The 23,245-nt window shown below is 65.4% G+C and carries 20 protein-coding genes and 1 riboswitch; of the genes, 15 read left to right on the top strand and 5 right to left on the bottom strand.

Translation table 11 applies throughout. The annotated features are described in order from the left end of the window. Positions 1-60: 60 nt before the first annotated feature. The 3 genes from AB4061_RS13990 to AB4061_RS13980 all read left to right on the top strand — a co-directional run bounded on the left by AB4061_RS13990 (position 61) and on the right by AB4061_RS13980 (position 2,387). Positions 61-1,065 carry a Bug family tripartite tricarboxylate transporter substrate binding protein gene (locus AB4061_RS13990; RefSeq protein ID WP_441634655.1) on the top strand — a complete coding sequence of 335 codons (1,005 nt, stop codon included), beginning with the start codon at positions 61-63 and terminating at the stop codon, positions 1,063-1,065. Positions 1,066-1,134: 69 nt separating this feature from the next. Then, the gene (locus AB4061_RS13985) at positions 1,135-2,073 is read left to right on the top strand and encodes a 2-hydroxyacid dehydrogenase (RefSeq protein ID WP_441634653.1); all 939 of its coding nucleotides are present in this window, start codon (positions 1,135-1,137) and stop codon (positions 2,071-2,073) included. A 176-nt stretch (positions 2,074-2,249) separates the two neighbouring features. Beyond that, entirely contained in the window at positions 2,250-2,387 is a 138-nt protein-coding gene (locus AB4061_RS13980) for a hypothetical protein (protein WP_441634651.1), read from the top strand. A 28-nt stretch (positions 2,388-2,415) separates the two neighbouring features. On the opposite strand, the gene AB4061_RS13975 is transcribed toward AB4061_RS13980, so the two are convergent. Continuing rightward, complete coding sequence (locus AB4061_RS13975) at positions 2,416-3,111, bottom strand: GntR family transcriptional regulator (protein WP_441634649.1); 696 nt, start codon at positions 3,109-3,111, stop codon at positions 2,416-2,418. Positions 3,112-3,348: 237 nt separating this feature from the next. Here AB4061_RS13975 and AB4061_RS13970 point away from each other — a divergent pair, with 237 nt between their 5' ends. Next, the gene (locus AB4061_RS13970) at positions 3,349-4,773 is read left to right on the top strand and encodes an amidase (protein ID WP_441634647.1); all 1,425 of its coding nucleotides are present in this window, start codon (positions 3,349-3,351) and stop codon (positions 4,771-4,773) included. A 63-nt stretch (positions 4,774-4,836) separates the two neighbouring features. Beyond that, positions 4,837-5,841 carry a Bug family tripartite tricarboxylate transporter substrate binding protein gene (locus AB4061_RS13965; RefSeq protein ID WP_441634645.1) on the top strand — a complete coding sequence of 335 codons (1,005 nt, stop codon included), beginning with the start codon at positions 4,837-4,839 and terminating at the stop codon, positions 5,839-5,841. Positions 5,842-5,894: 53 nt separating this feature from the next. Here AB4061_RS13965 and AB4061_RS13960 read toward each other — a convergent pair whose 3' ends face one another. Next, the gene (locus AB4061_RS13960; protein ID WP_441634643.1) at positions 5,895-6,467 is read right to left on the bottom strand and encodes an NADAR family protein; all 573 of its coding nucleotides are present in this window, start codon (positions 6,465-6,467) and stop codon (positions 5,895-5,897) included. 174 nt (positions 6,468-6,641) lie between these two features. Then, positions 6,642-6,830, top strand: a riboswitch (yybP-ykoY riboswitch). Positions 6,831-6,839: 9 nt separating this feature from the next. Between AB4061_RS13960 and AB4061_RS13955 the strand changes: the two genes are divergently transcribed. From AB4061_RS13955 to AB4061_RS13940, 4 genes are all read left to right on the top strand, one after another. After that, positions 6,840-7,424 (top strand): TMEM165/GDT1 family protein, encoded by a 585-nt coding sequence (locus AB4061_RS13955; RefSeq protein ID WP_174426415.1) that lies wholly within the window; start codon positions 6,840-6,842, stop codon positions 7,422-7,424. A gap of 238 nt (positions 7,425-7,662) precedes the next feature. Next, on the top strand, positions 7,663-8,289 hold the full coding sequence (locus tag AB4061_RS13950) for a trimeric intracellular cation channel family protein (protein ID WP_441634640.1): 627 nt from the start codon (positions 7,663-7,665) through the stop codon (positions 8,287-8,289). Positions 8,290-8,291: 2 nt separating this feature from the next. Then, entirely contained in the window at positions 8,292-9,107 is an 816-nt protein-coding gene (locus tag AB4061_RS13945) for an AraC family transcriptional regulator (RefSeq protein ID WP_441634638.1), read from the top strand. Between the two features lie 93 nt (positions 9,108-9,200). Beyond that, entirely contained in the window at positions 9,201-9,605 is a 405-nt protein-coding gene (locus AB4061_RS13940) for a cupin domain-containing protein (protein WP_441634636.1), read from the top strand. A 40-nt stretch (positions 9,606-9,645) separates the two neighbouring features. On the opposite strand, the gene AB4061_RS13935 is transcribed toward AB4061_RS13940, so the two are convergent. Then, positions 9,646-10,722 (bottom strand): MBL fold metallo-hydrolase, encoded by a 1,077-nt coding sequence (locus tag AB4061_RS13935; RefSeq protein ID WP_441634634.1) that lies wholly within the window; start codon positions 10,720-10,722, stop codon positions 9,646-9,648. 696 nt (positions 10,723-11,418) lie between these two features. Between AB4061_RS13935 and AB4061_RS13930 the strand changes: the two genes are divergently transcribed. The 4 genes from AB4061_RS13930 to AB4061_RS13915 all read left to right on the top strand — a co-directional run bounded on the left by AB4061_RS13930 (position 11,419) and on the right by AB4061_RS13915 (position 18,379). Beyond that, complete coding sequence (locus tag AB4061_RS13930) at positions 11,419-13,794, top strand: acyl-CoA dehydrogenase family protein (RefSeq protein WP_441634632.1); 2,376 nt, start codon at positions 11,419-11,421, stop codon at positions 13,792-13,794. 41 nt (positions 13,795-13,835) lie between these two features. Continuing rightward, the gene (locus tag AB4061_RS13925) at positions 13,836-14,831 is read left to right on the top strand and encodes a Bug family tripartite tricarboxylate transporter substrate binding protein (RefSeq protein WP_441634630.1); all 996 of its coding nucleotides are present in this window, start codon (positions 13,836-13,838) and stop codon (positions 14,829-14,831) included. An 876-nt stretch (positions 14,832-15,707) separates the two neighbouring features. Further along, the gene (locus AB4061_RS13920) at positions 15,708-16,442 is read left to right on the top strand and encodes an XpsR family transcriptional regulator (protein ID WP_441634628.1); all 735 of its coding nucleotides are present in this window, start codon (positions 15,708-15,710) and stop codon (positions 16,440-16,442) included. Positions 16,443-16,657: 215 nt separating this feature from the next. Next, complete coding sequence (locus AB4061_RS13915) at positions 16,658-18,379, top strand: dipeptidase (protein ID WP_441634626.1); 1,722 nt, start codon at positions 16,658-16,660, stop codon at positions 18,377-18,379. A 60-nt stretch (positions 18,380-18,439) separates the two neighbouring features. Here the strand turns inward: AB4061_RS13915 and AB4061_RS13910 are convergent, their stop codons facing one another. After that, on the bottom strand, positions 18,440-19,132 hold the full coding sequence (locus AB4061_RS13910) for an alpha/beta fold hydrolase (protein ID WP_441634624.1): 693 nt from the start codon (positions 19,130-19,132) through the stop codon (positions 18,440-18,442). Between the two features lie 526 nt (positions 19,133-19,658). Between AB4061_RS13910 and AB4061_RS13905 the strand changes: the two genes are divergently transcribed. Then, positions 19,659-21,446, top strand: a complete 1,788-nt coding sequence (locus AB4061_RS13905) for a S8 family peptidase (protein ID WP_441634622.1) — start codon at positions 19,659-19,661, stop codon at positions 21,444-21,446. A 19-nt stretch (positions 21,447-21,465) separates the two neighbouring features. Next, positions 21,466-21,954, top strand: a complete 489-nt coding sequence (locus AB4061_RS13900; protein ID WP_441634620.1) for a hypothetical protein — start codon at positions 21,466-21,468, stop codon at positions 21,952-21,954. 147 nt (positions 21,955-22,101) lie between these two features. On the opposite strand, the gene AB4061_RS13895 is transcribed toward AB4061_RS13900, so the two are convergent. Next, entirely contained in the window at positions 22,102-23,208 is a 1,107-nt protein-coding gene (locus tag AB4061_RS13895; RefSeq protein WP_441634618.1) for a helix-turn-helix domain-containing protein, read from the bottom strand. Between the last annotated feature and the right edge of the window lie 37 nt (positions 23,209-23,245).

The following is a 23,245-nucleotide window of genomic DNA, read 5'->3' as shown; positions in this document are numbered from 1 at the left end:
AACCGATACGTGCCGGCGCCATGGCGCCCGGCCAACAAGCCGTACTTTCGGAGACAAGACATGCGCTCGCTCTACACCCCCACATTTAGCCGCCGCGCGGCCCCGATCGCCCTGTTTGCCCTGGCCATCGGCGCCTGGCTGCCCGCCGCGCAGGCCCAGCCCGGCGTTGCCTGGCCGACCAAGCCGGTGACCATCATCCTGCCGTTCGCCCCCGGTGGCGGCACCGACGTGGGCACCCGCCTGGTGGCGCTGCGGCTCTCGCAACTCTGGGGCCAGCCGGTACTGGTGGACAACCGCCCCGGCGCGGCCGGCAATGTCGGGCTGGACATCGTGTCCCGCGCCAAGCCGGATGGCTACACGCTGGTGGCCGGCAATGTCGGCACGCAATCGATCAATCCCTCGCTTTACAAGAAGCTCAACTATGATCCGGCCGCCTTCGTGCCGGTCAGCCTGATGGCGGAGTTGCCCTTTGCCCTGGTGGTAACGCCCAAACTGCCGGCCAAGAACCCCAAGGAACTGGTGGCGCTGGCCAAGGCCCAGCCCGGCAAGCTGACCTATGCCAGCTCGGGCAGCGGCGGCTCGCCGCATTTGTCGGCCGAGATCTTCAAGGCAGCTACCGGCACCGACCTGCTGCATGTGCCCTACAAGGGCGGCGGCGCGGCCATGACCGACCTGATGGCAGGCAATGTGGACATGCTGTTCGCCTCGATCCTGGAAACCGCCGGCCATGTGAAATCCGGCAAGCTGCGCGCGCTGGCCGTGACCAGCAAGGTCCGCTCGCCCGCGCTGCCGGACGTGCCGACGCTGGCAGAGGCGGGCATCGCCGGCGCCGAGTCGGGATCGTGGGTCGGCCTGCTGGCGCCGGCCGGCACGCCAAAGGACATCGTCGACAAGATCGCCGCCGGCGTGAAGGAAGTGGTGGCGATGCCCGCGGTGAAGGAGCAACTGATCGCGCAAGGCGCCATTCCCGTGGGCAGCACCCCCGTGCAGTTCGCCGACCTGATTGCCACGGATCGCAAGCGCTACGCCAAGATCATCCAGGACAACAAGCTCAGCGCAGACTGAGGCCGGCACCGTCCGGCCACCATCGCCACCATGGCCGCCATACCGCCATCACCACACGGATCTCTTCTCATGAAACCACGCCTTGCCCAGCACGGACGCTTGCCAGCCCCCCTTGAAGCCAGCCTGGCCGAACACTACGACGTCCACCCGCTGTGGGCCGAGACCGATCCCGCCGCCTTCCTCGCCAGCCACGGCGGCGAGTTCGCCGCACTGACCACGCGCGCCGCGATCGGCGTCGACGCGGCGATGATCGCGGCCATGCCAAAGCTGAGGGTCATCTCCAGCTTTGGCGTAGGCCTCGACAAGATCGATCTGGACGCCGCGCGCGCGCGCGGCATCGCCGTTGGCTATACGCCCGACGTGCTCAACGATTGTGTGGCCGATACGGCCTTCGGCCTGCTGATGGACGTGGCGCGCGGCTTCAGCGCGGCCGACCGTTTCGTGCGGCGCGGCGAATGGCCAAAGGCGCAGTTTCCGCTCGCCACCCGCGTCAGCGGCAAGCGCATGGGCATCGTCGGCATGGGCCGCATCGGACGTGTCATTGCCCGGCGCGGCGCGGGCTTCGATATGGAAGTGAGCTACCACAGCCGCCGCCCCGCGCAGGATGCGCCCTACCGCCATGAGCCCTCGCTGACCGAGCTGGCCAGGTGGGCGGACTTCCTGGTCATCGCCACCGCCGGCGGCCCCGAGACCCGGCACCTGGTGTCGGCCGAGGTACTCGAAGCGCTGGGCCCGAAAGGCTTCCTGATCAATATCGCGCGCGGCACCGTGGTCGACGAGACCGCGCTGGTGGACGCGCTGGTGCAGGGACGCATTGCAGGCGCCGGGCTGGATGTGTTCGAGAACGAGCCGCAGGTGCCGCAGGCGCTGTTCGCGCTGGACAACGTCGTGCTGCTGCCGCATATCGCCAGCGCCACGCACGAGACGCGCAATGCGATGGCGGATCTGGTGTTTGAAAACCTGCAGAGCTTCTTTGCCAGCGGGGCTGTGAAAGCGTCGGCTGTGTAGGTCAACTTGGCCGAAGATTGATCTGGAAGCCCCGAGTGGCAGCGCGGCGTTTGACGACCAACAGCGTTGTGATTCGGGCCACACCCCCTCCGTTGTGTGGTAGCGGGCCAAGTGTGCTTTTGCGCATACTCGCGGCTAGCAAAAAAATAGCGCGAGCGCGCATCGAGGGGTCAGATATGGAAGCAACCATGACGTTTGCGGGGTACCTGCTGGCTTTTCTGCTGGCGCTGGTCTTCGGGGCGAGAAGCGTGAACCGGCACCATCCGGCGCTGCGCCAGGAATTGCCGGTTGCCGCGCAGCCGCAGCAGCCGTGACCGTGGTCCTGGCGGCCTCCCGCCAGCACTAGGATTCGGCTGCCACCGCGACGTCGTCGCTTTCCCGCTGCGCCAGCGCCCTGAGCCGCGCCATCGAATTGCGGATATGCAGGCGGGCCAGATGCTCCGCCTCATCAGCATCCGCGCCTTCGATCGCCGCCACGATCTGCTCGTGCTCCTCGATGGCCGCCAGCGCCCGGTCGCGGGCAAACAGCACCCTTGGCGCAAACACCTGCGATGTCATATGCACAATGGGCACCTGCCGCGCCAGGTACTCGTTCGCTGCCAGCCCGATGATGGCCGTGTGAAACTCGACATTGGCCGCTGTATAGACCTCGGGCTGCCATGGCTCGAGGCTCCCCCGCTGCACCGCGATGATGGCGCGCAACGGCGCCCCGGCCAGCGCGCTGGCGCGCGACGCCGCCAGCCGGGCCGCCAGGCCGTCGATCACTTCCCGTAACTCGTAGGCATCCATCAACTGCCGGAAATCCGCGCTGACCACGGTCACGCCGCGCGCCGTCTCGGCGCTGACCAGGCCCTCGCGCTCCAGGATGCGCAGCGCTTCGCGCAGCGGCGTGCGGCTGATCTTCAGGTCATCGGAAATCTCCACCTGCCGCAGCGGCTTGCCCGGCGGGTAGACGCCGCGATAGATGCGTTGGCGCAGGACCTGGGCGACTTCCTCGACCAGCCGCACCCGGCCTTGCCATTCGAATGTTTCTGCCATTTGCCGTCTGCCCTCTGCACTTTATTGACGCAATTTCACGCGGCGTCACGCAACTTGGTGCCAGTTGGGCGCCAGTTGGGCGCGGGGTGATCCTGCCCGGGTGACGCAGTTTACAAGGGCTGCGCACGGGTCTACTATAGCCGCAAACACTGGATTCTGGATCCAAAAACCAAAAGCAAGACGCCACGCAAGGCGCGGCATCCAGCCCCCCGAGACGCTTTCTGGAGACGCCCGCCAATGAGCGATGCGCTTTGCTTCCTGTCCGCCGCCGAACTGCAAGGCCGCATCGCCCGCAAGGAAATCTCACCCGTCGAGCTCACGCAGGCCGTGCTCGACCGCGCCGCCCGGCTGCAGCCCGAGCTGAACTGCTTCATCACGCTGTGCGCCGACGAAGCCATCGCCGCGGCCCGCGAGGCGGAGCAAGCCGTGATGGCGGGCAAGCCACTTGGGCTGCTGCACGGCATTCCCTTCACCGCGAAAGACATCGTCAATACGAAGGGCGTGCGCACCACATTTGGCGCGGCGCCGTACCGGGACAACGTGCCCGACCACGATGCGGTGGCCATTGCCCGCTTGCGCGAGCAAGGCGCCATCCTGATCGGCAAGACCACCACGCCCGAATTCGGCTCCAAATGCCTGACCGATTCGCCGCTGTTTGGCCGCACGCGCAATGCCTGGAGCCGCGAGCGCACCAGCGGCGGATCGAGCGGCGGCGCGGCGGTTGCCGTGGCCAGCGGCATTGCGCCGCTGGCGGTCGCAACCGATGGCGGTGGCTCCACGCGGATTCCGGCCGCTTGCAACGGCGTGGTCGGCATCAAGCAGAGCAACGGCGTGATTCCGCACAGCCAGGCGCAGGACCTGTTCGGCAACCAGACCTATGTCACGCCGACCACGCGCACGGTCGCGGATACCGGCCTGATGCTGCAGGCGATGGCCGGCGAGCATGCCTGCGACCCCTGGTCCATCGGCGTGCCCAAGCCGGACTATGCCAGCGCGGCGCGCCCGCAAGGCGACCTGCGCGGGCGCCGCATCCTTTACTGCCTGACGCCGCCAGGACGCCCGGCATCGGCGGAGGTGGCCCGGGCATTCGAGGCGAGCCTGTCCAAGCTGGCCGAGCTTGGCGCGGAGCTCGAACCCTTCTCCGGCGAAGGCTTTGATGTGGAGCCGATCTGGCGCGCCATCAACCATACGGTCTGGCGCGCGCGCTTTGCCGCGATTGCCGAGGAGCACGGCGACCAGCTCAGCGCCACCTTCCTGCGGCAGGTGGCCTCCGCCGCGCAGGTCAGCGGCGTGGGGTACCAGCAAGCCATGTTCGACCGCACGAAGCTGTTCCAGCGCGTGCAGGCGCTGCTGCAGCGCGGCGACCTCCTCGCCATGCCTACGCTGACGCGCACGGCGCTGCCCATCGGGCAGGACCTGTTCGGCACCATCGACATCGACGGCGAGGCTTTCGAAAACGTGCGCGCGCACTGGTTCCCGTGGACCATGCCATTCAACATGACCGGCCACCCCGCCATCAGCCTGCCCTGCGGCTTTGGCAGCGACGGGCTGCCAATCGGCTTGCAGCTGGTGGGCCAGTTTCGCGGCGACGCTGAACTGCTGCGTGTGTCGGCGCTGTTCGAGGCGTCGCACGGGCTGCTTGGTCAGTGGCCGCAATCGTAATCCGCTGCAACCGCCCCCAACCGCCCCCCCTTCTCACCGATAGACCTCGCCACCGCATCCGCCATGACCCAAGCTTTACGCCGCAACCTCGTGATCCACACCCTGGCGCTGTCGGCCTGCGCCGTTGCTGTTCTCGCCCTGCCCCGGCCGGCCAGCGCGGCGGACAACCCGGATGCCGCGATGCACATCATCGTCGGCTACGCGCCCGGCGGCGCGGCCGACAGCCTCGCGCGGATCTATGCCGAGCAACTGCGCCAGGATGGGCATGGCGCCGTCATCGTGGAGAACAAACCCGGCGCATCGGCCCGCCTGGCGCTCGACTACGTTAAGCGCGCCAAGCCGGATGGCAAGACCATCTTCATCGGGCCGTCGCCGCTGTTCACCATCTTCCCGCTGACCTACAAAAAGCTGGGCTACGACGCGGACAAGGACCTGGTGCCCGCGGCCGTGCTGACCGACGTGCCAACCGTGATCGCGGCGGGCGTGCAACAGCCGTACAAGAACATGAAGGAGTACGTGGAGTGGGCCAAGCGCAATCCCAATAGCGCCAGCCTGGGCCTGGCGACCATCGGCAGCGCCGGCCACCTCGGCACGGTAGCCCTGGGCAAGGCCGCCGGCATCGCCATCACGCCGGCTGCTTATCGCGGCGCGTCCCCGATGCTGGTCGACGTGATCAGCGGCACGGTGTCGATCGGCTGGGATGCCGTGGCCAGCATGATGCCGCTGTACAAGGGCGGCAAGCTGCAGTTCCTGGGCGTGAGCGGCACGCGGCGCGCCAAGGCGCTACCGGACGTGCCGACCCTGAAGGAGCAAGGCTTCAGCCAGTATGAGTACGCTACCAGCTGGTACGGCGCGTTCCTGCCGGCTGGCACCCAGCCGGATGTCGTTGCCAAGGTCGAGAAGATGTTCATCGTCGCCTCCGGCAATGCCGCGACCGCCGGCAAGCTGGAAGCCCTTGGGCTGGAAGTGGCAGCCAGGCCTGGCCAGGACGCGCGGCACCGCATCCAGCTGGAGCGCGCCGCCTGGAAGCCGATTGTGGAGTCTACCGGCTTCGTCGCCGAGGACTGATCAGGATCAGGGGAAGGGGCGGATGACTCCGCCCCTTCCCCCTTCCTCCCGTTCTAATGCGCCGCGCCTTCCCTGAGCGCCTCGCGCGCAGCCATCAGCGCAAATCCGAGCAGGTTGGGCCCGCGCCACTGATCGGGATTGGCCGCGCGCGGATCGTCAGCGGCCAGGCCGATGCCCCATATGCGGTCCACCGGGCTGGCCTCCACCAGCACGCGCCGCCCGGTGCCGAGCAGGTAGCCAGCGAGGTCCGGATTCTGGCGGAATTTTTCGATATTGCCCTGCGTCACCAGCGCCTGGCACGCGGCATTCCAGCGCCCTTCGTCAAAGCCGCGCACCTCGCGGCCGAGCCGCTTGGCCGCGGCGGGCGAAGGCGCCGCCAGGATCCGCGCCAGGGCAGCCTCGTCGCCGAACAGGCGCGCCTTGCCAGCCATCATGAAATGCTCGGCGCTGGCGAACACCTGGCCATCCACGCTGAACCGCGCGGGCCACCACTGCGACAGGCACTCCTTGCCCACCGCGGCTCCCGGCCTGGCGCTGTGGCCCCAGAAAAACAGGTAGGCGGGACGGTGGCCGCGCCGGAAGGCACTGATCAGGGAGGCGTGGTCATGGATATCGGGCTGGGTCATCGTAAGTCGGTATGGTCTGGCATGGATGGAGCCTGGGCGCCCCCAAAGCGCTCTAGTATTGTTCGCGGCAAAGGTGTGCGTCAAATGGCACAAGGCGCGTGTTCGTGAGCAAGGCGTTTTGAGCGCCGGGGCGCCGGGGCACCGGATCCTCGCCAGCGCAAGCCTGTGGTATCATCTGCGCCGTCTTAGGGGAGTAGCTAGCCTCCAGTCCCCACTGGAGGGGCCCGCGTCAACATACTTGGTACAAAAAACCATGGCGCCGGCAGCCTGATTGGCTCAGCGAGACCTTTGACTTTTCTGTCCACCAGCTGGGGCTGGCACTGGGCAGCGAAGTCATTGGTTCGTTTGTTGCCGGCCCCCTTTGGATGTCACATGGAAGCACTCATTGCTTCGTTCGGTATGGTCGCCCTGGCTGAAATGGGCGACAAGACTCAGCTCCTTTCCTTTCTCCTGGCCTCCCGGTTTCCCGGCAAGCAGTGGAGCATCATTGCGGGCATTTTCGTCGCAACCATCTTCAACCACCTCTTTGCCGCCGCCTTGGGCGACTGGGCTGCATCGCACGTCAGCCCGGATGTGACACGCTGGGTGCTGGGCATCGCCTTCCTGGCCTTTGCCGCCTGGGCGCTGATCCCCGACAAGCTGGACGACGAAGGGAACAACGGCAAGCGCGCCGGCGCCTTCGCCACCACTGTCGTGGCCTTCTTCCTCGCCGAGATGGGCGACAAGACGCAGTTCGCCACCATTGCGCTAGGCGCGCAGTATGCCAACCTGAGCATGGTCGTGGTCGGCACCACGCTCGGCATGATGGCGGCCAACGTGCCCGCGGTCCTGCTGGGTGAACGCCTGACCCGCATCATCCCGCTCTCCAAGATGCGCTTCGTCGCCGCGGCGCTGTTCGCCATCTTCGGCATCCTGATCCTGTTCAAGGTGAACTTTGGCCTGAACCTGGGGACCTGAGCCAGCCGCATGGCATGGTCAACTCGCATGGCCAACCCGCGTGCCTTCGCCAGCTTGCGCTTGCGCGCTGGCGCGCTGGCGTGGCAGGCGGTTGGCCGCGATCGACGCTAGCGGGGCGATGGCAATGCGCCGTCGGTGCACGCGCGGTGCGTACCACCTGCAGGTGTCTATGGCGCCACTGCCCGGAGGCCAGTATCCTCTTACAGTTGCCCCGCCCCGAGCCCAATTCATCAGCCCAATGAGAACAAGAGCCGAAGTCGTCGTGCTGGCAGCCGATCTTGCCGGCACCACCGTGTTTGCCGTGGAGGGCGCCATCGTCGCCATGCGGCATGGGCTGGACTTTCTCGGCGTGCTGGTGGTCTCGCTGGTCACCGCGGTGGGCGGCGGCATCATCCGCGACCTGCTGATCGGCGCGGCCCCGCCCAATGCGATCCGGGACTGGCGCTATCCCGCCCTTGCCTGTCTTGCCGGTACCGCGGCGTTCGTATTCCACTCGGCGGCGCAGGGGTTTACCGGCCCACTGATCATCGCGCTGGATGCGGCGGGCCTGGCACTGTTTGCCGTGGCGGGCGTGCAAAAGGCGACGAACTACGGCGTGCGCCCGCTTGTTGCCACGCTGATGGGAACACTCACCGGCGTGGGCGGCGGCGTGGTGCGCGACATGCTGCTGGCGCAGGTGCCGACCGTGCTGACCGCCGACATCTACGCCACGGCAGCCTGGCTGGGATCCGCGGTATTGGTCAGTGCCCGGGCCCTGCGCCTGCCGCCGACCGTCGCCGCGCTGGCCGGCGGCGCCAGCTGCTTTGCGCTGCGGCTGCTTGCCGTGCAACATGACTGGCACCTGCCGAAGGTGCCGGTCTGGTGATCATGCCGTTGAAAGACACGCCAAAGGACTGGGTCCTGCGCGCGCCGCAAGCGGGCCGCATGGAACGTATCGAAGCGTTCTTTTCCGGGCATGGCTACGATCCGCATCGCCACGATACCTATGCCATCGGGCGGACGCTGTCGGGCGTGCAGCGCTTCAAATATCGTGGCGCGGAGTGCAACAGCTTGCCTGGCGGGACCATTGTGCTGCATCCCGATGAAGTCCACGACGGCGAGGCCGGCACCGAAGCTGGCTTCCAGTATCGGATGTTGTATATCGAGCCAGCGTTGATCCAGCAGGTGCTGGGCGGCAAGCCGCTGCCCTTTATCAAGAACGGCCTGTCCTCGGATGCGCGGCTGCGTGAAGCGACCGGCGTCTTGCTGCAGAGCATGGAGAGCCCGCTCGATCCGCTGGAGGAGGACGATGCGCTGTTCGATCTCGCGCATGCCTTGTGCGCCGCGGCTGGCGCTCGCGCCAGGCACCAGGGCTATGACTACCGGGCCGCAGAGATGGCGCGGGGATTCATTCACGGCGCGCTGCAGCGCACGGTCACCTTGAGTGAGCTGGAAGCGTGCAGCGGGCGCGATCGCTGGAGCCTGTCGCGCGACTTCCGCTTGCTGTTCGGCACCAGCCCTTACCGCTACCTGACCATGCGCCGGCTTGACCTGGTGCGCTCGCTGCTGATGCGGGGCCAGTCGCTGGCCGATGCCGCGCTGGCCGCCGGCTTCACCGATCAGAGCCACATGACGCGTCACTTCGGCAAGGCCTATGGCATGTCGCCGGCACGCTGGGTAAAGATGCAGCAAAGACTGCGCTGAGGGCGCCGGCTGACAGCTTGCACGATCGTACAAGATTTCACCCGCGAGCCTTGCTAACGTATGCGTTCATGACAAAGCAAGGAGATACACGCCATGCAACACGATCTGGCAAGCGCCCCACACAAAGAGCCCGGTAAATACAAAAGCCTGAACTTCGCGCAGAAGCTCGGCTTGATCCATGAGCGCTGGACGCCCAAAGTCATCGCCGAGATGAACGACTACCAGTTCAAGCTGGTCAAGATCGAAGGCGATTTTCTCTGGCACCACCATGCCGAGACCGATGAAGCGTTCATCGTGCTGGAGGGCGCGCTGCGCATCGATTTTCGCGACGGGCACGTGCAGCTATCGGCGGGCGAGATGTTCGTGGTGCCCAAGGGCGTGGAGCACAAGCCTTTTGCCGAGACGGAAGTGAAGCTGCTGTTGATCGAGCCCCGGGGCGTACTGAATACCGGCGGCGAGGGTGGCGAGCGGACGGCGGTCAACGACGTCTGGATCTGATCGCCCTCCCCCGCCCCACCCCGCCCTATGCTCCCGGCGCTCAGGCCTTGCGGTAGCGCGCGATGCCGTCGGGGCCCACCTCCATCACGGCCTCTTCCCGATGCACGAGATAGTTCAGGTGGGCAATGCTCTCGCCGGTTGCCATGCCGAGCAGCCCGGGCTCGGCGCCGATGGGGCGGGAGAATAGCTCGCCGAAGACATCCACCGCCCGCCTGGGCTCGGCCAGCGCGGCGCGCAGGCGGTCCAGCGCGTGGTGCTGGCTGCGCTCCAGATAATCGATGCGCGCGTGCAGGCCACGGAAGGGCTCGTTGTGCGCCGGCAGCACCAGTACGTCGTCCGGGACTTCCCGGCGCAGCTTGGCGAGCGAGGCCAGCCAGTCGCCCATCGGATCGGCATCGGGCTCGGTCGGGAAGACCGACACATTGGAAGAGATGCGCGGCAGGATCTGGTCGCCGCTGATCAGGATCTTCAACGCCTCGCTATAGAGGCAGGCGTGTTCGGGCGAGTGGCCGTTGCCAACCACGACCCGCCACCGGTGCTCGCCGATCGTCAGGTTCTCGCCGTCGCGCAAGCGCCGGTAGCTGTCGGGCAAGGCATGGACGTACTTGCCGAAACCGCCAAAGCGCACGCGGTAGGCCTCGATGGCATTGTCGTCCCAGCCTGCGCGGCGATAAAAGCGCACGCCGTCTTCCGGCGCCTCGCGCCCGGTGTCCGCCGCGAGCACGCGGCAGTTCAGGTACTCCAGCCGGGTCATCCACAGGCGGCAGGCGAACTTGCGGGTCAGCCAGCCGGCCATGCCGATGTGGTCGGGATGCATGTGGGTCACGAAGAGCCGGGTGAGCCCGTCCGCGAGCGCCCCACCCTGCGCGAAAAGATCGCGCCAGGCGGCGGCGGTTTCGCTGGTTTGCAGACCGGCGTCAACCCCTGCCCAACCCTTGCCGTCACGCACCGCCCACAGGTTGATATGGCTCAGCGCAAACGGCATTGGCATGCGGATCCACAGCACGCCAGGCACGACCTCAACCGCGCTGCCGGGCGCCGGCGCTTCTCCGCAGGGGTAGTCGAGAACAGGCTTGCTCTCGGCCTCGGGTGGGGGGGTCAGGCTCTCGTCGCTCATGTTGTTGTTTTCCTTGGGTCCGTACGGACATGCCAGCTGCGCCGCGTGGCGCTCCGGATACTGCACCGGTATGGGGCAAGGCTGCGCACCTTGCGTGCGACGCCGTGAGCGATTCTACCGAGGTCCGGCCCTTCGCGCAGCAGCACGTGCCCGGCAAGACGCCGGCACGGCGCCGGCCAATACGGCGGGGTATATCCAGATTCTATATCCGGCATCAAAAAACGATCTTGGACATTTAGCGGGGCCAGGGCAATAGTGGGGCCACTGCCGCAAAAGTCGGCGGATCCCGACAAAGCTATCGCGCGGAGACACAATGGGACTGAGCCGCTGTACTTTTCTGACAGGCGCACCGGCCTGCTTGGCGCAAAGCCCGGCTACGACGAGGTGTTCGAGGCCCCTGACGGGCCCGCGCCGATCGGCATAGACAACGATACGCAGCAAAGACGCATCCGTCTGGCGGCCGATCGGCAAGAGATGGCCGATGCGCCGGATTTCGCCACGATCGCCGCCTGCGTGGCGAGTGTTTCCGAAACGCTCGGTCTCCTCCCGGCGCACGTCCGGACCCGGCCGGTGGCCGAATGGCTCGATACCCTGCGCTGCCAACGTCGCCCGTTCCCCCATCCACAGGCTGGACCAGGCACTGGATCATCCCGTGCGGCACACCAGTCAAATCACGTTTTCATAGAAGGAATGGTCATGCCAGACTCCCCGGACACCGGCACGCCCGGCACTTGCCTGAAGGCATTTCGCAAGCAGATCCGCGACTTCCTGCAGGAGGCGGTTCCGCCCGACATCCGCGCCGCCACGCGCGCGCACTGCCTCGTCACGCGCGAGCAGGCCACCATCTGGCACCGCATCCTGCATGCGCGCGGCTGGGCTGCGCCCGGTTGGCCACGCGAGCACGGCGGCCCGGGCTGGTCGCTGGTGGAACAGGCCATTTTCCGGGAAGAACTCGCTGCAAGCGACGCGCCCTATGTGGAGAACCTGGGTATCGACACGATCGGCCCTACGCTGATCCGCCATGGCACGCCTGAACAATGCCGGCGCTTCTTGCCCGGCATGCTCACCTTCGACGACTTCTGGGCGCAGGGGTACTCCGAGCCCGACGCCGGCTCGGACCTGGCATCGCTGCGCACCGTGGCTCGCCGCGATGGCGATATGTGGGTCATCAATGGCACCAAGATCTGGCAAAGCCTCGGGCATTGGGCCAACTGGGCTCTGGTGCTGGCACGCACGGACGCCACCGCAGAACGCAAGCAGGACGGGATTTCGGTGCTGCTGATCGATCTGTGCTCGCCCGGCGTGACGGTACGTCCCATTCGCTATATCAATGGCTCGCACTTTCACGTCCAGATGTTCTTTGACGATGTGCGGGTTCCGGCCGCAAACCTGGTCGGAGCGGAGAACGCCGGCTGGGCCATCGCCAAGGGGCTGCTGGTCATCGAGCGCCTGTTCGTGGCACGGCTGGCCGAATGCAAGGCAGAACTCGCGCGCGCCGCAGGGCTGGTCGCGCAGCAGCACGGCGGCGGCGATCCGGCGCTGCGCATGGAGCACGCCCTGCTCAAGCGCCGGCACGCCGCCCTGGACATTCGCACGCGCGCGCTCGAAGCCGCCTGGTGGCCTGCCGTGCGGCAGGCGGCGCAGGGCGGTAGTCCCCAACTGGAGGCTTCGCTGCTGAAACTCGAAGGCATCGAGTTGCTGCAGGACCTGCACCTGTTCAGCATGGATGCCCATGGCACCGCATCCCTGGTGTTCAACCCGGAAGCCGTCGAGGGCAGGCCAGGCGAGGGGCCGACCGGACATGCCGGGCATGCCGGGAACCTGGCCCTGCACATGTGGCGTTACCGCGGCAGCTCACTGGCCGGCGGCTCCTCCGAGATACAGCGCCAGATCATCGCCAAGGCGATCTTTTCCGGACAGACCGAGATCGACTGCGCGCGCGCCGATCACCTGGGCGAACAGCAGGCCATGATGGTCGATACCGTGCGCCGCTGGCTGGACAAGCATTACAACTTCGCGCGCAGGCAGAAGATCATCGGCACGCATGGAGGCTTCGATGAAGCTGCGTGGACCGGCCTGGCCGAGCTTGGCCTGACCGGCCTGGCCATTCCGGAGGCAGCCGGAGGCCTGGGCAACACCATGGCAGACCTGCTGCCGATCATGGAAGCGCTTGGCGAAGCGCTGGTTCTCGAACCGCTGCCGTGGAGCGCGGTGCTCGCCACGCAGGCGCTGCTCGCCACGCCGCATGGCCCGGTACGCAACGCACTGTTGGCGGCGCTGGCCAGCGGACAGACCCGCTGCGCGCTGGCTTGCGGTGAGGGCGCCGGCGATGGCCGGATACCGCGCCCGAAGATAACAGCGCAGCGCACCGGCGAAGGCTGGCTTCTGGATGGTGTGAATTCGATGGTGATGGGTGGCGCCCAGGCCCATCGCTTGATCGTGGCGGCGTGTCTGAGTGAGGGCGGCATCGGCCTGTTTGACGTGCCGGCCAGCATCGGCGGCGTTGGCAAACGCGCTTATCAGCTCCACGACGGGCGCAGCGCGGCTGACCTGCACCTGGACGGCGTGGTACTAGCGCACGCCGCTTTGCTCGCTGGCCCCGAGCATGCCCCCGCATCCATTCAACAGGCCCTGGCACTGGCCACAGTAGCGCTCTGCGCGGAGAGCGTCGGCGCCATGCGGCGCGCGCTGGGCATCACAGTCGAATACCTGCGCACACGCAGGCAATTCGGTCGCCCCTTGTCGGAACAACAGGTCCTCCAGCACCGCGTGGCTGAACACTACCGCGCATGGAACAACGCGCACCATCTGGTGCGGCAGGCACTGGCCGACTGGGATACCGTGCAACCGGCGGAACGCGAGCGCCGCGTCTGCGCGGCCAAGTACATGACCGGTATCGCCGGCCGCGGTATCGCACTGGATGTCTTGCAATTGCATGGCGCCATCGGCTTGCAGGACGAGACCGCCATCAGCCATTACAGCAAGCGGCTGATCGGCAATGAACTGCTTCTGGGCAATGCCGCCACGCATCTCGGGCGCTTTGCCGCCACCGTGGACACTCCCCGGATGTAGTACGGCAAGAATATCGACGGAACCCAGAGAGGAGAAGACATATGCATGCATGGCCCCCGGAAAAGCGCCTCGCCCTTTCGCTCGTCTGCGCCCTGACCGCGACGACACTGTCAGCCACTGCCGGCACGCCGCCGGATACGGCATGGCCGAAGCGGCCGGTCACGATCGTTGTGCCGGGCGCGGCAGGTGGCACCATCGATATTCCAATCCGGCTGCTGGCCAGGAAACTCAGCGCGCGCCTTGGGCAGCCCGTCGTCGTCGACAATCGCCCGGGCAGCGGCGGCATCATCGGAACGCAGGCGGCGCTGCGTGCGCCGGCCGACGGCTACACGTTGCTGGCAGGCAATGTCGGCCCGCAAGCGATCAACTATAGCGCCTACACGCACCTCAGCTATGCGCCGTCGGATCTGACCCCGGTCACCGACATCATTGCCTTTCCCAATGTCCTGGTGGTAAATGCCCAATCGCCCATCAGGAGCGTGGCCGACCTGATCGCACAACTCAGGCAACAACCCGGCAAACTTTCCTTCGGTTCGGCTGGTATTGGCCAGACCAGCCATCTTGTGGGCGAACTCTTCAAGATGCGCACTGGCACCGATGCCATTCACGTGCCATACAAGGGTTCCACGCCTGCCACCACGGCATTGCTGGCAGGGGAAACGACATTCCAGTTCGACAACCTGACACAGGCACTGCCGCATATCCGCTCCGGAAAGCTGCGCGCGCTCGCCGTGACTTCGGCACAGCGCATGCCGAGCCTGCCAGAGGTGCCCACGATGGTGCAGGCCGGCTTTGATAGTTTCCTCTCGACTGCGTGGATCGGCATCTTCGTTGCTGCAAAGACACCGCCGGCGGTCGTCTCCCAGCTGGAGCAGCAGCTTGCCGTGATCATGCGCGATCCGGCGCTGTTGGCCCAGATCCGCGAAATGGGGGGCGTTGCGGGAGGCCAGCCACCGGAGAAGTTCGCCGCATTCGTGGCAAGCGAGCGAAAACGGTGGGGAGAAGTCATCCGGACAGCGCATCTGACGCTGGATTGATTGATTTCGAGAGCCTCGCCGGGCGCCAAGTCGCGCGCTCCCCACTCTGCCGGCTATCCACCCCCTTTCAGCAGGGTACTTAAATTGCTGTACTGCAGCACACTTAGCAGCGGCAACTCGATCGACCCTGTTGTTGCCATCCCTTGAGGGTGTAGGCGATCTCCCCGGCCTACACCCCTTTTTTCTCTTTCTGCTCTCCATTTGAAGGGCCAGGACGCGTTAATCCAGGGGGCGTTTTCACAAAACCAATCCCCCCATCAGAGGGGATGAAAATAATAGATGCGGCGTAATACCTGGCATTCCATCGCTCTTATGTCAGACATTAAAATATTGCAATGTGTATCACAAATGATCTCGGATATAGTGCATCGCAGCAATTGAATATTTAGCATTTTATTTATTTCATATCGATTTACTGTGGGAAGTAACTCAGAATATGAACAGCTCAGGCCGACAGGCATGAACTGGCTATTTTCGATTTCCAGCACCGTGTAAGACAAATACAACGAGCGAGGCCGCAGCCGGCGCGGGAGGGGAAACCGCCGCACCGTGCAGCCGACCCGCCGGACACATCAAACAACCACGCGGCACACGCGGCGCTGCAAGCGCCGGGCGGCACGTTGTGGAATCGGTGAAAACGGGGTCCCACCAAAAGGCAGGGGGGCAAAAGTGCAGCACACAGGGGTATTCACGCGTCAGGAACTGGACAACTACTTTGCCTCGTACGTAGGGATGGAAGGCGGAAACCCCAGGGCCAGTCTCTGGATCTGCGACAGAAGCCCGCATCCCTGGTACGAGCGCCTGGCGGGGCCATTACGGCCGCGCACGGAGCCGCACGCATGGGATGCGGAGTTTCGCGCGAAGCATCGGGAAGACATGGGCAAATGGCTGAACCACCAGCGCATTGCCCGCATCATGGCCGCAGCGCGCGCGCAAGCGCTCGGTATCCGGCTGGACGACAACGACTGGAAGGCGTACTACCGGGATGAGCTCTACGCACCCGACGGCGCGCAATTCAAGCTGAACCTGTTCCCGCTGCCCGTCATGCTCGATGGCCTGACACCCTGGTCCAAGGTGTTCCGCGGTCAGTCCGAGCTCGTGCCCAAGGATCGCTACCTGGACCTGTGCCGGCATGGCGGGCGATTCCGCTTCCTGCGCACGCTCTGCGCGCACTGGCGGCCCAAGGTGGTCGTCTGCATCGGCTATCGCCAGGCTGACGACTTCGTACGCGCATTTGGGCTCGAACAGGCCCCATGTGAAGAGCAGCAATTGCAGCCGGCGGACCAGGTAAGGCTCCTGCACATCTACAAGAGGGATGGCACCACGTGGATCATCTGCCCCGCACTCGCGGGCAGCGCGGGGCTGACCTCCGACGTGCAGCTCAACGCGTTCGGCAAGCTGCTCGGCGCCAGCCTGGCGCCGAGCGACTTCGATCCCCCACCCGCGGCGGCATGCGGTCCGGGCAGATTACCGGAGAGCCTGAATGCGCTGTTGGCCGGAAGTGCATCTGGCGGACTGCCCAGCGGCGGATATCCTGCCCAACGGCATCACCTGCCTGACCCGAGGGACGCGCGACAACACAGATCCGATTTCGTGCCCCAGGCCATGTAGCCGCCAGGGCCATGGTTCGGCCTGCCGGCCGCAGCCATGCGCCGGGGAAGCCCGGCACACCTGATGGCATCAATGGCGCCGGGCGTAGGGAGCCAAGGTGCCTTCCAGGTGACTGGATCCATGCATCCAGAAGCAACAAGCTTGCGGCGGGCCGGCGCGATTTGCACCAGCCCGCCAACTCATGCGAACATCCTGCGTTTTTGGGGGCCCTGCCCATGAAACGCTCGACCTTGCTCGCATCGCTTGCCCTGCTCACGCTGGCCGTGGGCCAGCCCGCGCTCGCGGACACGCTGAAGAAGCCTGGCCTCGACGCACTAGCCGCCGCCGCGCAGGCCAGCCCGCCCGCCGATTTCAACGCATTCCTGCGTGCCGCAGCCAAGGCCGATCCCTCGCTGGCGGGCAGTGTCGCCGCCTATCAAAAGCACGCCCCGCTGCACGGCGACGACCTGACCAATATCGGGCGCTTGCTGGGCCTCTATAACCGGATTCATCACCACCAGGCGGTGATCAGCGCCATCGAGCGCATGGTGGCCTTGCGCACCGTGCGCGACGACAAGATCCCGCAGCACGAGAACCCCGCCATCATCGCCTTCGGCAACCTGGTGGAAGGCATGGCCAAGGACTTCGGCCTCAGCTTCCGCAATGTGGACAACCGCGTGTTCGAAGTCACTTTGCCGGGCACGGGCAAGGAAGAATTCGGCTTGCTCACCCACGCCGACGTAGTCCCTGCCGTGGCGGACGAATGGGTGCTGGACGACGGCACCAAGCTCGATCCGTTCAAGGTCACGCGCGTGGGTGATTTCCTGTACGGCCGCGGCACCATCGACGACAAGGGCTCGATTGCCACCGTGCTGTACGCGATGAAGACCGTGAAGGAAAGCGGGCTGAAGCTCAACCGCACCATCCGGCTGATGATCGAGACCACCGAGGAAACGGGCGGCGACGGCATGAAGTATTACCGGCAGCACACCAAGCTGCCCGAGTACAACATCGTGCTCGACAGCAAATACCCCGCCGTGGTGGCCGAGAAAGGCTCTGGCAGCCTGAAGGTGTTCTTCCCCGTGCAGGCCACCGACGGCAACGCCACCGCCATCGTCGGCATGAGCGGCGCGGCCGCCGCCAACGCCGTGCCGCAAACCGCGAGCGCGCAACTCAAGGGCGGCGACCTGAACGCAGCCCGCACCCAGCTTGAAGCAGCACGCGCCGCCTTTATCGAAAAGTACGCGCCGCAGGGCAAGTTCGCCATCGATATCACCCAGCGCGCCGACAGCCTGGAGGTCAAGGTCACCGGCAGTTCCGCCCACGGCTCCCGGCCCGAGGAAGGCGTGAATCCCCTGCCGCGCCTGACGCTGTTCCTGCGGGAATCCGGCATCGTGCTGGCCGACAACCACTACGCCCGTGCAGCGAAGTACCTCGACGACCTGTATGGCACCGGCTACCTCGGCGAGAAAATGGGCGTGGCCTACAAGGACGACTTCATGGGCCCGCTCACCCTGTCGCCCAACCTCGTCCAGGAAAAAAATGGCCAGTTGGAGGTCACCACCAACGTGCGCATGCCGCGCGGCAACACGCCGCAAGCCCTGTCCAAGGCCGTGGCCGACAAGATCAACGCCTGGGCTGCCGCCAACCACGCAACGGTGACCATCAGCCACGACCAGGGCGACTGGATGGCGCGCGACCCTAAAGGCGCGTGGCTATCCACGCTGCTCAACATCTTCGGCGACACCACGGGACTGGAAGCCAAGCCCGTGCCCACCGCCGGCAGCACCACCGCCAAGCTGATGCCGAATGCCATCAACTTCGGCCCCGCCATGCCCGGCAAGAAGTACACCGCGCACAACGCCAAGGAGTACAAGGAAGTTGCCGACCTGGACCTGGACATGCAGATGTTCACCGAGATGCTGATCCGCATCGGGGATCTGAAGACAATGCAGTGAGGCAGTGGCCGCTGCTATGTGCCAATGTTTGCCGGCTGCGTCGCATTACGTTGCCTTGCGTTAGTCGCGGTCGCGAAACCTGTCCAATAGCCACTCCCGAGCGATCGCCGTCGTCGCCTCGGGACGCTCCATGGATGGGAAATGACCACAACCGGAAAGCACTTCATACCGGGCGTCAGGCAAGACACCGGCGATTCGCCGGCCGACTTCCATCGGCACGAATGTATCGGCCGCCCCCCAGATCAATAGCGCCGGAACCTCCACCGACGCAAGCGTGCCCCAATGATCCCGTCGTGTCAGGGTGGCATCCGACTGGCGGGCAAACAGCGCCGCCCCGCAATCCTGCGCCATCTGCACGAACATCGCTCGCGAGAGCGTGTCGGCCGGTGGAATCGCCTTCTCGGCGAATTCCTGCGTCACCGCGGCATGTTCACCATTGCGGATTCGTGCACTGATCGCCCGTACGCCAGCAGGGTCCGGATGCATGCCGGGGTTGCAGTTCATCAGCCAAAGCCCTGCCACGCGTTCCGGGGCTCTGGCAAGTACCTCCATGGCGAGACAACCGCCGTATGCGGTACCGGCAACGATAAAGCGGCCTTTGACCTGGGATAGCAGAAGATCGGCGCTCGCGGCGAAACTCTCCTCCGCGAGGACTTTGACTTCCGCGTCGACGATATCCGACAAGCCTTCAAGCTGGGCGCGATACAAGCGCGCGTCACACGGCATGGCAGGCAAAAGGATCAGTGGGAGCATCGTGATTGGCTCAGACGGCGTCGATCAGGAGATCGATTCTACGGCGCTCGCTCGGCCAATGCGCGCTCCGGGACAGGAACATYCATGTGAGACGGAACGTCGGTTTTTGTGAGACGCAGCGTCAAGTGACGAAACGATAACTCTGCAAGAATTGGCGCCGGTTCGTGGTACGCGCCACCCCTCCAGCAAGAGTGCGGCCCCGGGCCGCACGACCAGGCCATCCCAAGGATTCTCGATAGCAGCCCGGCAGCGCAGCTTGTGTCCGGCGCAGCGCGCCGCGGCTGGCCGACACCATGCAGTCCCTGCGGGATGCGCCTGGCACGAGCCATAGCGTACTGAAAACACAATATTGAAGGCGGGACATCTCATGCTGAAAAGTAGGACGACATTCATATCGCTGACACTCCTGGCCGCCGCCGCGCTCTCGGCATGCGGGGGCGACAACCAAGACAAAGCGGCCGCGAACGCTCAGACGCCCGCCGCGCCCACGCCAGGGTCTCCGGCGTCCACCTGCGCCGAAACCGGCGTGGATGCGAAGTTCGCCTGCCAGACCGGGGCCACGGAGCCGCTCTACATCTACCAATGGGCGCTCAAGCAGGCGACCAGCTACTTCAAGTCTCTCTCCGGGATCGCGGATGGCATCACCGATCTCAACGTGGAAGACGTGCATGCCGCGGGCATCAAAGGCCAGGGTGTCAATGTCCTGGTGCTCGACGACGGCGTCGATATCGGCAATGAGGACCTGGCCGCCAATGTGAACGGGTCGATGACTTACAACTTTGACGACGGCACCAACAACCCCACGCCCGCCGATATCCCCAATAACATTGCGGAGGCCCATGGCACCCATGTCGCCGGCATCATCAGCGCGGCGCAGAACGGGAAAGGCGTGATTGGCATCGCGCCCCGCGCGACCCTTGGCGGCGCGCGTTTCATCGGCACCGCGAATGCCAGTATCTTGCAGGCCTACGGTGGTGCCGACTGGTCCAGGAATGCCCACATCGTCAATGCATCATACGGAGGCAATCCCGTGGTGCCGGACGAGTACGACACCGAATCCGGGAGCAGCTCCGTCATCAGGGCCTTTCCGAACCTGAGAAGCGGCAAGGGCCTGGTCATGGTAAAGGCCTCGGGCAATGAGTACAACAACACCGGCGGCGACGACCCCAGGTTCTGCCCCGATATCGATGGGATACACGGCGTCATCAGCTGCGAGAATCCCGCGAACGACACCGAGGCGCTGGAGCCAGGCGTCATCCTGGTCGGCGCGGCCAACGCCAAGGGCATCAAGTCAAGCTACTCCAACGCCGGGGCGGTCAACTGGATCACCGGGCTTGGCGGTGAATTCGGGGAAGCGGGGCAATACGGAGAGCTTGGCTCCGGTCCGATGATCTTCTCGACCGACCTGACTTCTTGCGCGAAAGGCTATAGCCGCAACTTCCTGGAACTCACCAACGCATTCAGCATTGGCGGCAGCGCAACCAACAAGAAAGATAACGCAAACTGCGACTATGCCAGCATGAACGGCACCTCGGCCGCTACCCCGACCATTTCAGGGGTCGTTTCACTGATGCTGGCGGCAAATCCAAACCTGACGTGGCGAGACGTGCGCGAGATTCTTCGCGTCACCGCCAGGAGAATCGATCCGGACTATGGCGCGCGCAACAACCGGAATCTCCGGCTTGACCTGAAGCAGGGGACATTCACCGCCAGCACGGATGCCAGCCTCGTCGATGGCAGCCAAACGGCGCGGCTGGACCTGGGCTGGCAAAAGAATGCCGCAGGCAACTACTACTCGAACTGGTACGGCTTCGGCCTGGCGGATGCCGCGGCCGCTGTCAGGCTGGCGAAGGCATACAGTGCCTACAAGCCGGCAGCCCTGGCCATTGGCGGTTTCACCAAGGCCTTCGCCGATAGCGCCCAGCTCAAGTACGGCTCGGTCCAGAAGCTGGGGCAATTCACGGCCGGCGGCAACGACAAGGTGGATGCCCTGCAGCTAAGACTAAGCGGCTCGATCTGCGTCGGCAGCGTTGGTGTCTTTGTCAAATCGCCTTCCGGAACCCTATCCGCGCTCGCTGTTCCATACAACAGCTACTACAGCACGGGCGTTCCGGAAGTGAAAAGCTACGGGCTAGGCAGCTATGCATTCCATGGCGAGAACGCCGCCGGGAATTGGGAGGTGTATGCGGTCAGCGTGATGCCGGCCACCGCGGCGCCCGGCACGTGCAGCAGTTTCCAGCCGGAAGCCGATGGCGTCAGCGTCAAGCTCAGCAAACCCTTGGCTGTTGAATACCGTGTGATTGCCGCGAAATAACGGGGCGAGGAGAATGATGATGAAAGTGAATTTGTCCTTCAGGGTCTTGCTGTCCGGCGTCGCGGCGCTTGCCACCACGCTGTGCTACGCGGGCGCGTCGACCTTTGTGGCTGGGCAACAGCTGTCGCCCGCGCAATGGAAGAGCCTTGCGGGCACGACGGTCGTTCGCCTTGGCAGCCAGTCGTTCCAGACGCTGCCGGCCTCGGCGAAGAACGCGGGCGCCGCGGGCAGTGCGGTGACGCTGGTCGTCAACGATCGGGGCGTTGTGGGCGAAAGCCGCAACGAGGTGGTCGTTTCGCAAGTATCGACCCAGGAAGTCCAGCAGACGATCGGCAAGCTAAGCCACGCCGCTATCGGGGTCCAGTACTTCGATCACATGAGCATCAGCCAGTTGACGTTTGCTTCGTTCCAGGATGCGGTCAACGCCAGGGAGCAGCTCAAGACACTGCTTGCGCCGGGGGCGGCGGTCGATGTCCCGATCCGGTATGGCAAGCCCAAGGTGCGCTGAGCCGGCTTTCGCGGCCGAAGTCACGCCTTCCTGCCGCGCTTGAAGACCCCGGCCGCCCGGGGCCTTGCCAATGCGGCGGTGCTTGCCTGGCGTGCTACACGCAGTGCGGCGGGCAGGCGATCGACATCGAGGGCTGAGGCCTTGCAGTCAGGCGCCGGTGCCGATGGCGGTGAATTCGCTCCGCAGGCTCTCCAGCCATTCGTTGATGGTGGCAGCTTCACTGCCGCTGGCAGACGCCGCAGACCAGCTGTTGCGGGGACGCTCCGCGAGCGCGCGCACCTCCCGCGGACTCAGGCTGAAGCGGCGGCGAAAGGCGCGGCTGAACGTGCTCTCGTTGGAATAGCCGTAACGATATGCCAGCTCGGCGATACTGAGCCCGCTGCCCTTGGATCGGGCCAGTTCATCGAAACAGCGATCCAGCCGCCTGCCCTGGATGTAGGCGTTCACGCCGCCGTCGCTCTCGAACAGCCGGTAGAGGCTGGCTCGCGACAGGCGGAAGACGCTGGCAACTTGCTCCGGCGAGAGCCCTTCCGTGGCCAGATGTTGTTCGATATAGCGCCGTACCAGCTTGCGCATGCTGCGGCGTGCCGCCGTTTGCACTTCGGGCTCGCTATCGCGCAGCCTGGCTCCGCTGCCCTCCAGCATGATCAGCGCCGCGGTGACCGATGCGGCCATCTCCTGCGCTGTCAGGCTGGCGCCGGCCAGCATGAGTTGCGACAGGTGAGACGCCAGCAAGCGTGTGGAACCCTGGCCGGCATCCAGCACGGTGCCGTGCAGGTTGCAGCTCCTCAGCGAGGCGGGAAGGCGGTCGCGCGGCACGGTGAGGGTGATGTTCGAAAACGCCGGCGTCCGGCTATCCAACGTCCGCCCCAGGTCGAGCAGGCTGATCGATCCCTCGCTCGCATGGAACGGCCGGTTGCCATACTCGCCCTGAACGCCGCCCGTGACGTAAAGCTGGATCAGGATGTGGTCGATATTGCTGCGCCGGATCTCAACGCTGCCCCGCTTGAAGCGATGCGCCACGGAGCCCCCGACACGGGCGATCAGGCTATCGCCTAGATGGACGCCCATCAGCTCGGCCGAGAACGCGTCGGGCGCGGCGCCAATCTCCACGTCAAAGAGCGGCGATAGCGCTGCGCGCCAGAGTTGGCAGGCGTCGGGAAGTGCCCGCCCATCGAGCCGGACATGCACTTGCGGCGGCGTCGCCGCCGCCGCGCCGTCTGCCTGCGCACCGGTTTCGGGTTCTGCCGCCATCTGTGCTGATGCTGGGCCTGCCACGCGATTCCTTTTT

Source organism: Cupriavidus sp. YAF13, assembly GCF_052113425.1.
In the GTDB taxonomy this organism is placed as follows: Bacteria; Pseudomonadota; Gammaproteobacteria; order Burkholderiales; family Burkholderiaceae; genus Cupriavidus.
Note: the sequence above shows the minus strand (reverse complement) of the source record. Positions and strands in the feature narration are given on the sequence as shown.

What these genes read in the sequence shown, in the direction of transcription:
- AB4061_RS13990 (WP_441634655.1), top strand. Translation starts at nt 61, where the DNA reads ATGCGCTCGCTCTACACCCCCACATTTAGCCGCCGCGCGGCCCCGATC.
- AB4061_RS13985 (WP_441634653.1), top strand. Translation starts at nt 1,135, where the DNA reads ATGAAACCACGCCTTGCCCAGCACGGACGCTTGCCAGCCCCCCTTGAA.
- AB4061_RS13980 (WP_441634651.1), top strand. Translation starts at nt 2,250, where the DNA reads ATGGAAGCAACCATGACGTTTGCGGGGTACCTGCTGGCTTTTCTGCTG.
- AB4061_RS13975 (WP_441634649.1), bottom strand. Translation starts at nt 3,111, where the DNA reads ATGGCAGAAACATTCGAATGGCAAGGCCGGGTGCGGCTGGTCGAGGAA.
- AB4061_RS13970 (WP_441634647.1), top strand. Translation starts at nt 3,349, where the DNA reads ATGAGCGATGCGCTTTGCTTCCTGTCCGCCGCCGAACTGCAAGGCCGC.
- AB4061_RS13965 (WP_441634645.1), top strand. Translation starts at nt 4,837, where the DNA reads ATGACCCAAGCTTTACGCCGCAACCTCGTGATCCACACCCTGGCGCTG.
- AB4061_RS13960 (WP_441634643.1), bottom strand. Translation starts at nt 6,467, where the DNA reads ATGACCCAGCCCGATATCCATGACCACGCCTCCCTGATCAGTGCCTTC.
- AB4061_RS13955 (WP_174426415.1), top strand. Translation starts at nt 6,840, where the DNA reads ATGGAAGCACTCATTGCTTCGTTCGGTATGGTCGCCCTGGCTGAAATG.
- AB4061_RS13950 (WP_441634640.1), top strand. Translation starts at nt 7,663, where the DNA reads ATGAGAACAAGAGCCGAAGTCGTCGTGCTGGCAGCCGATCTTGCCGGC.
- AB4061_RS13945 (WP_441634638.1), top strand. Translation starts at nt 8,292, where the DNA reads ATGCCGTTGAAAGACACGCCAAAGGACTGGGTCCTGCGCGCGCCGCAA.
- AB4061_RS13940 (WP_441634636.1), top strand. Translation starts at nt 9,201, where the DNA reads ATGCAACACGATCTGGCAAGCGCCCCACACAAAGAGCCCGGTAAATAC.
- AB4061_RS13935 (WP_441634634.1), bottom strand. Translation starts at nt 10,722, where the DNA reads ATGAGCGACGAGAGCCTGACCCCCCCACCCGAGGCCGAGAGCAAGCCT.
- AB4061_RS13930 (WP_441634632.1), top strand. Translation starts at nt 11,419, where the DNA reads ATGCCAGACTCCCCGGACACCGGCACGCCCGGCACTTGCCTGAAGGCA.
- AB4061_RS13925 (WP_441634630.1), top strand. Translation starts at nt 13,836, where the DNA reads ATGCATGCATGGCCCCCGGAAAAGCGCCTCGCCCTTTCGCTCGTCTGC.
- AB4061_RS13920 (WP_441634628.1), top strand. Translation starts at nt 15,708, where the DNA reads ATGGGCAAATGGCTGAACCACCAGCGCATTGCCCGCATCATGGCCGCA.
- AB4061_RS13915 (WP_441634626.1), top strand. Translation starts at nt 16,658, where the DNA reads ATGAAACGCTCGACCTTGCTCGCATCGCTTGCCCTGCTCACGCTGGCC.
- AB4061_RS13910 (WP_441634624.1), bottom strand. Translation starts at nt 19,132, where the DNA reads ATGCTCCCACTGATCCTTTTGCCTGCCATGCCGTGTGACGCGCGCTTG.
- AB4061_RS13900 (WP_441634620.1), top strand. Translation starts at nt 21,466, where the DNA reads ATGAAAGTGAATTTGTCCTTCAGGGTCTTGCTGTCCGGCGTCGCGGCG.
- AB4061_RS13895 (WP_441634618.1), bottom strand. Translation starts at nt 23,208, where the DNA reads ATGGCGGCAGAACCCGAAACCGGTGCGCAGGCAGACGGCGCGGCGGCG.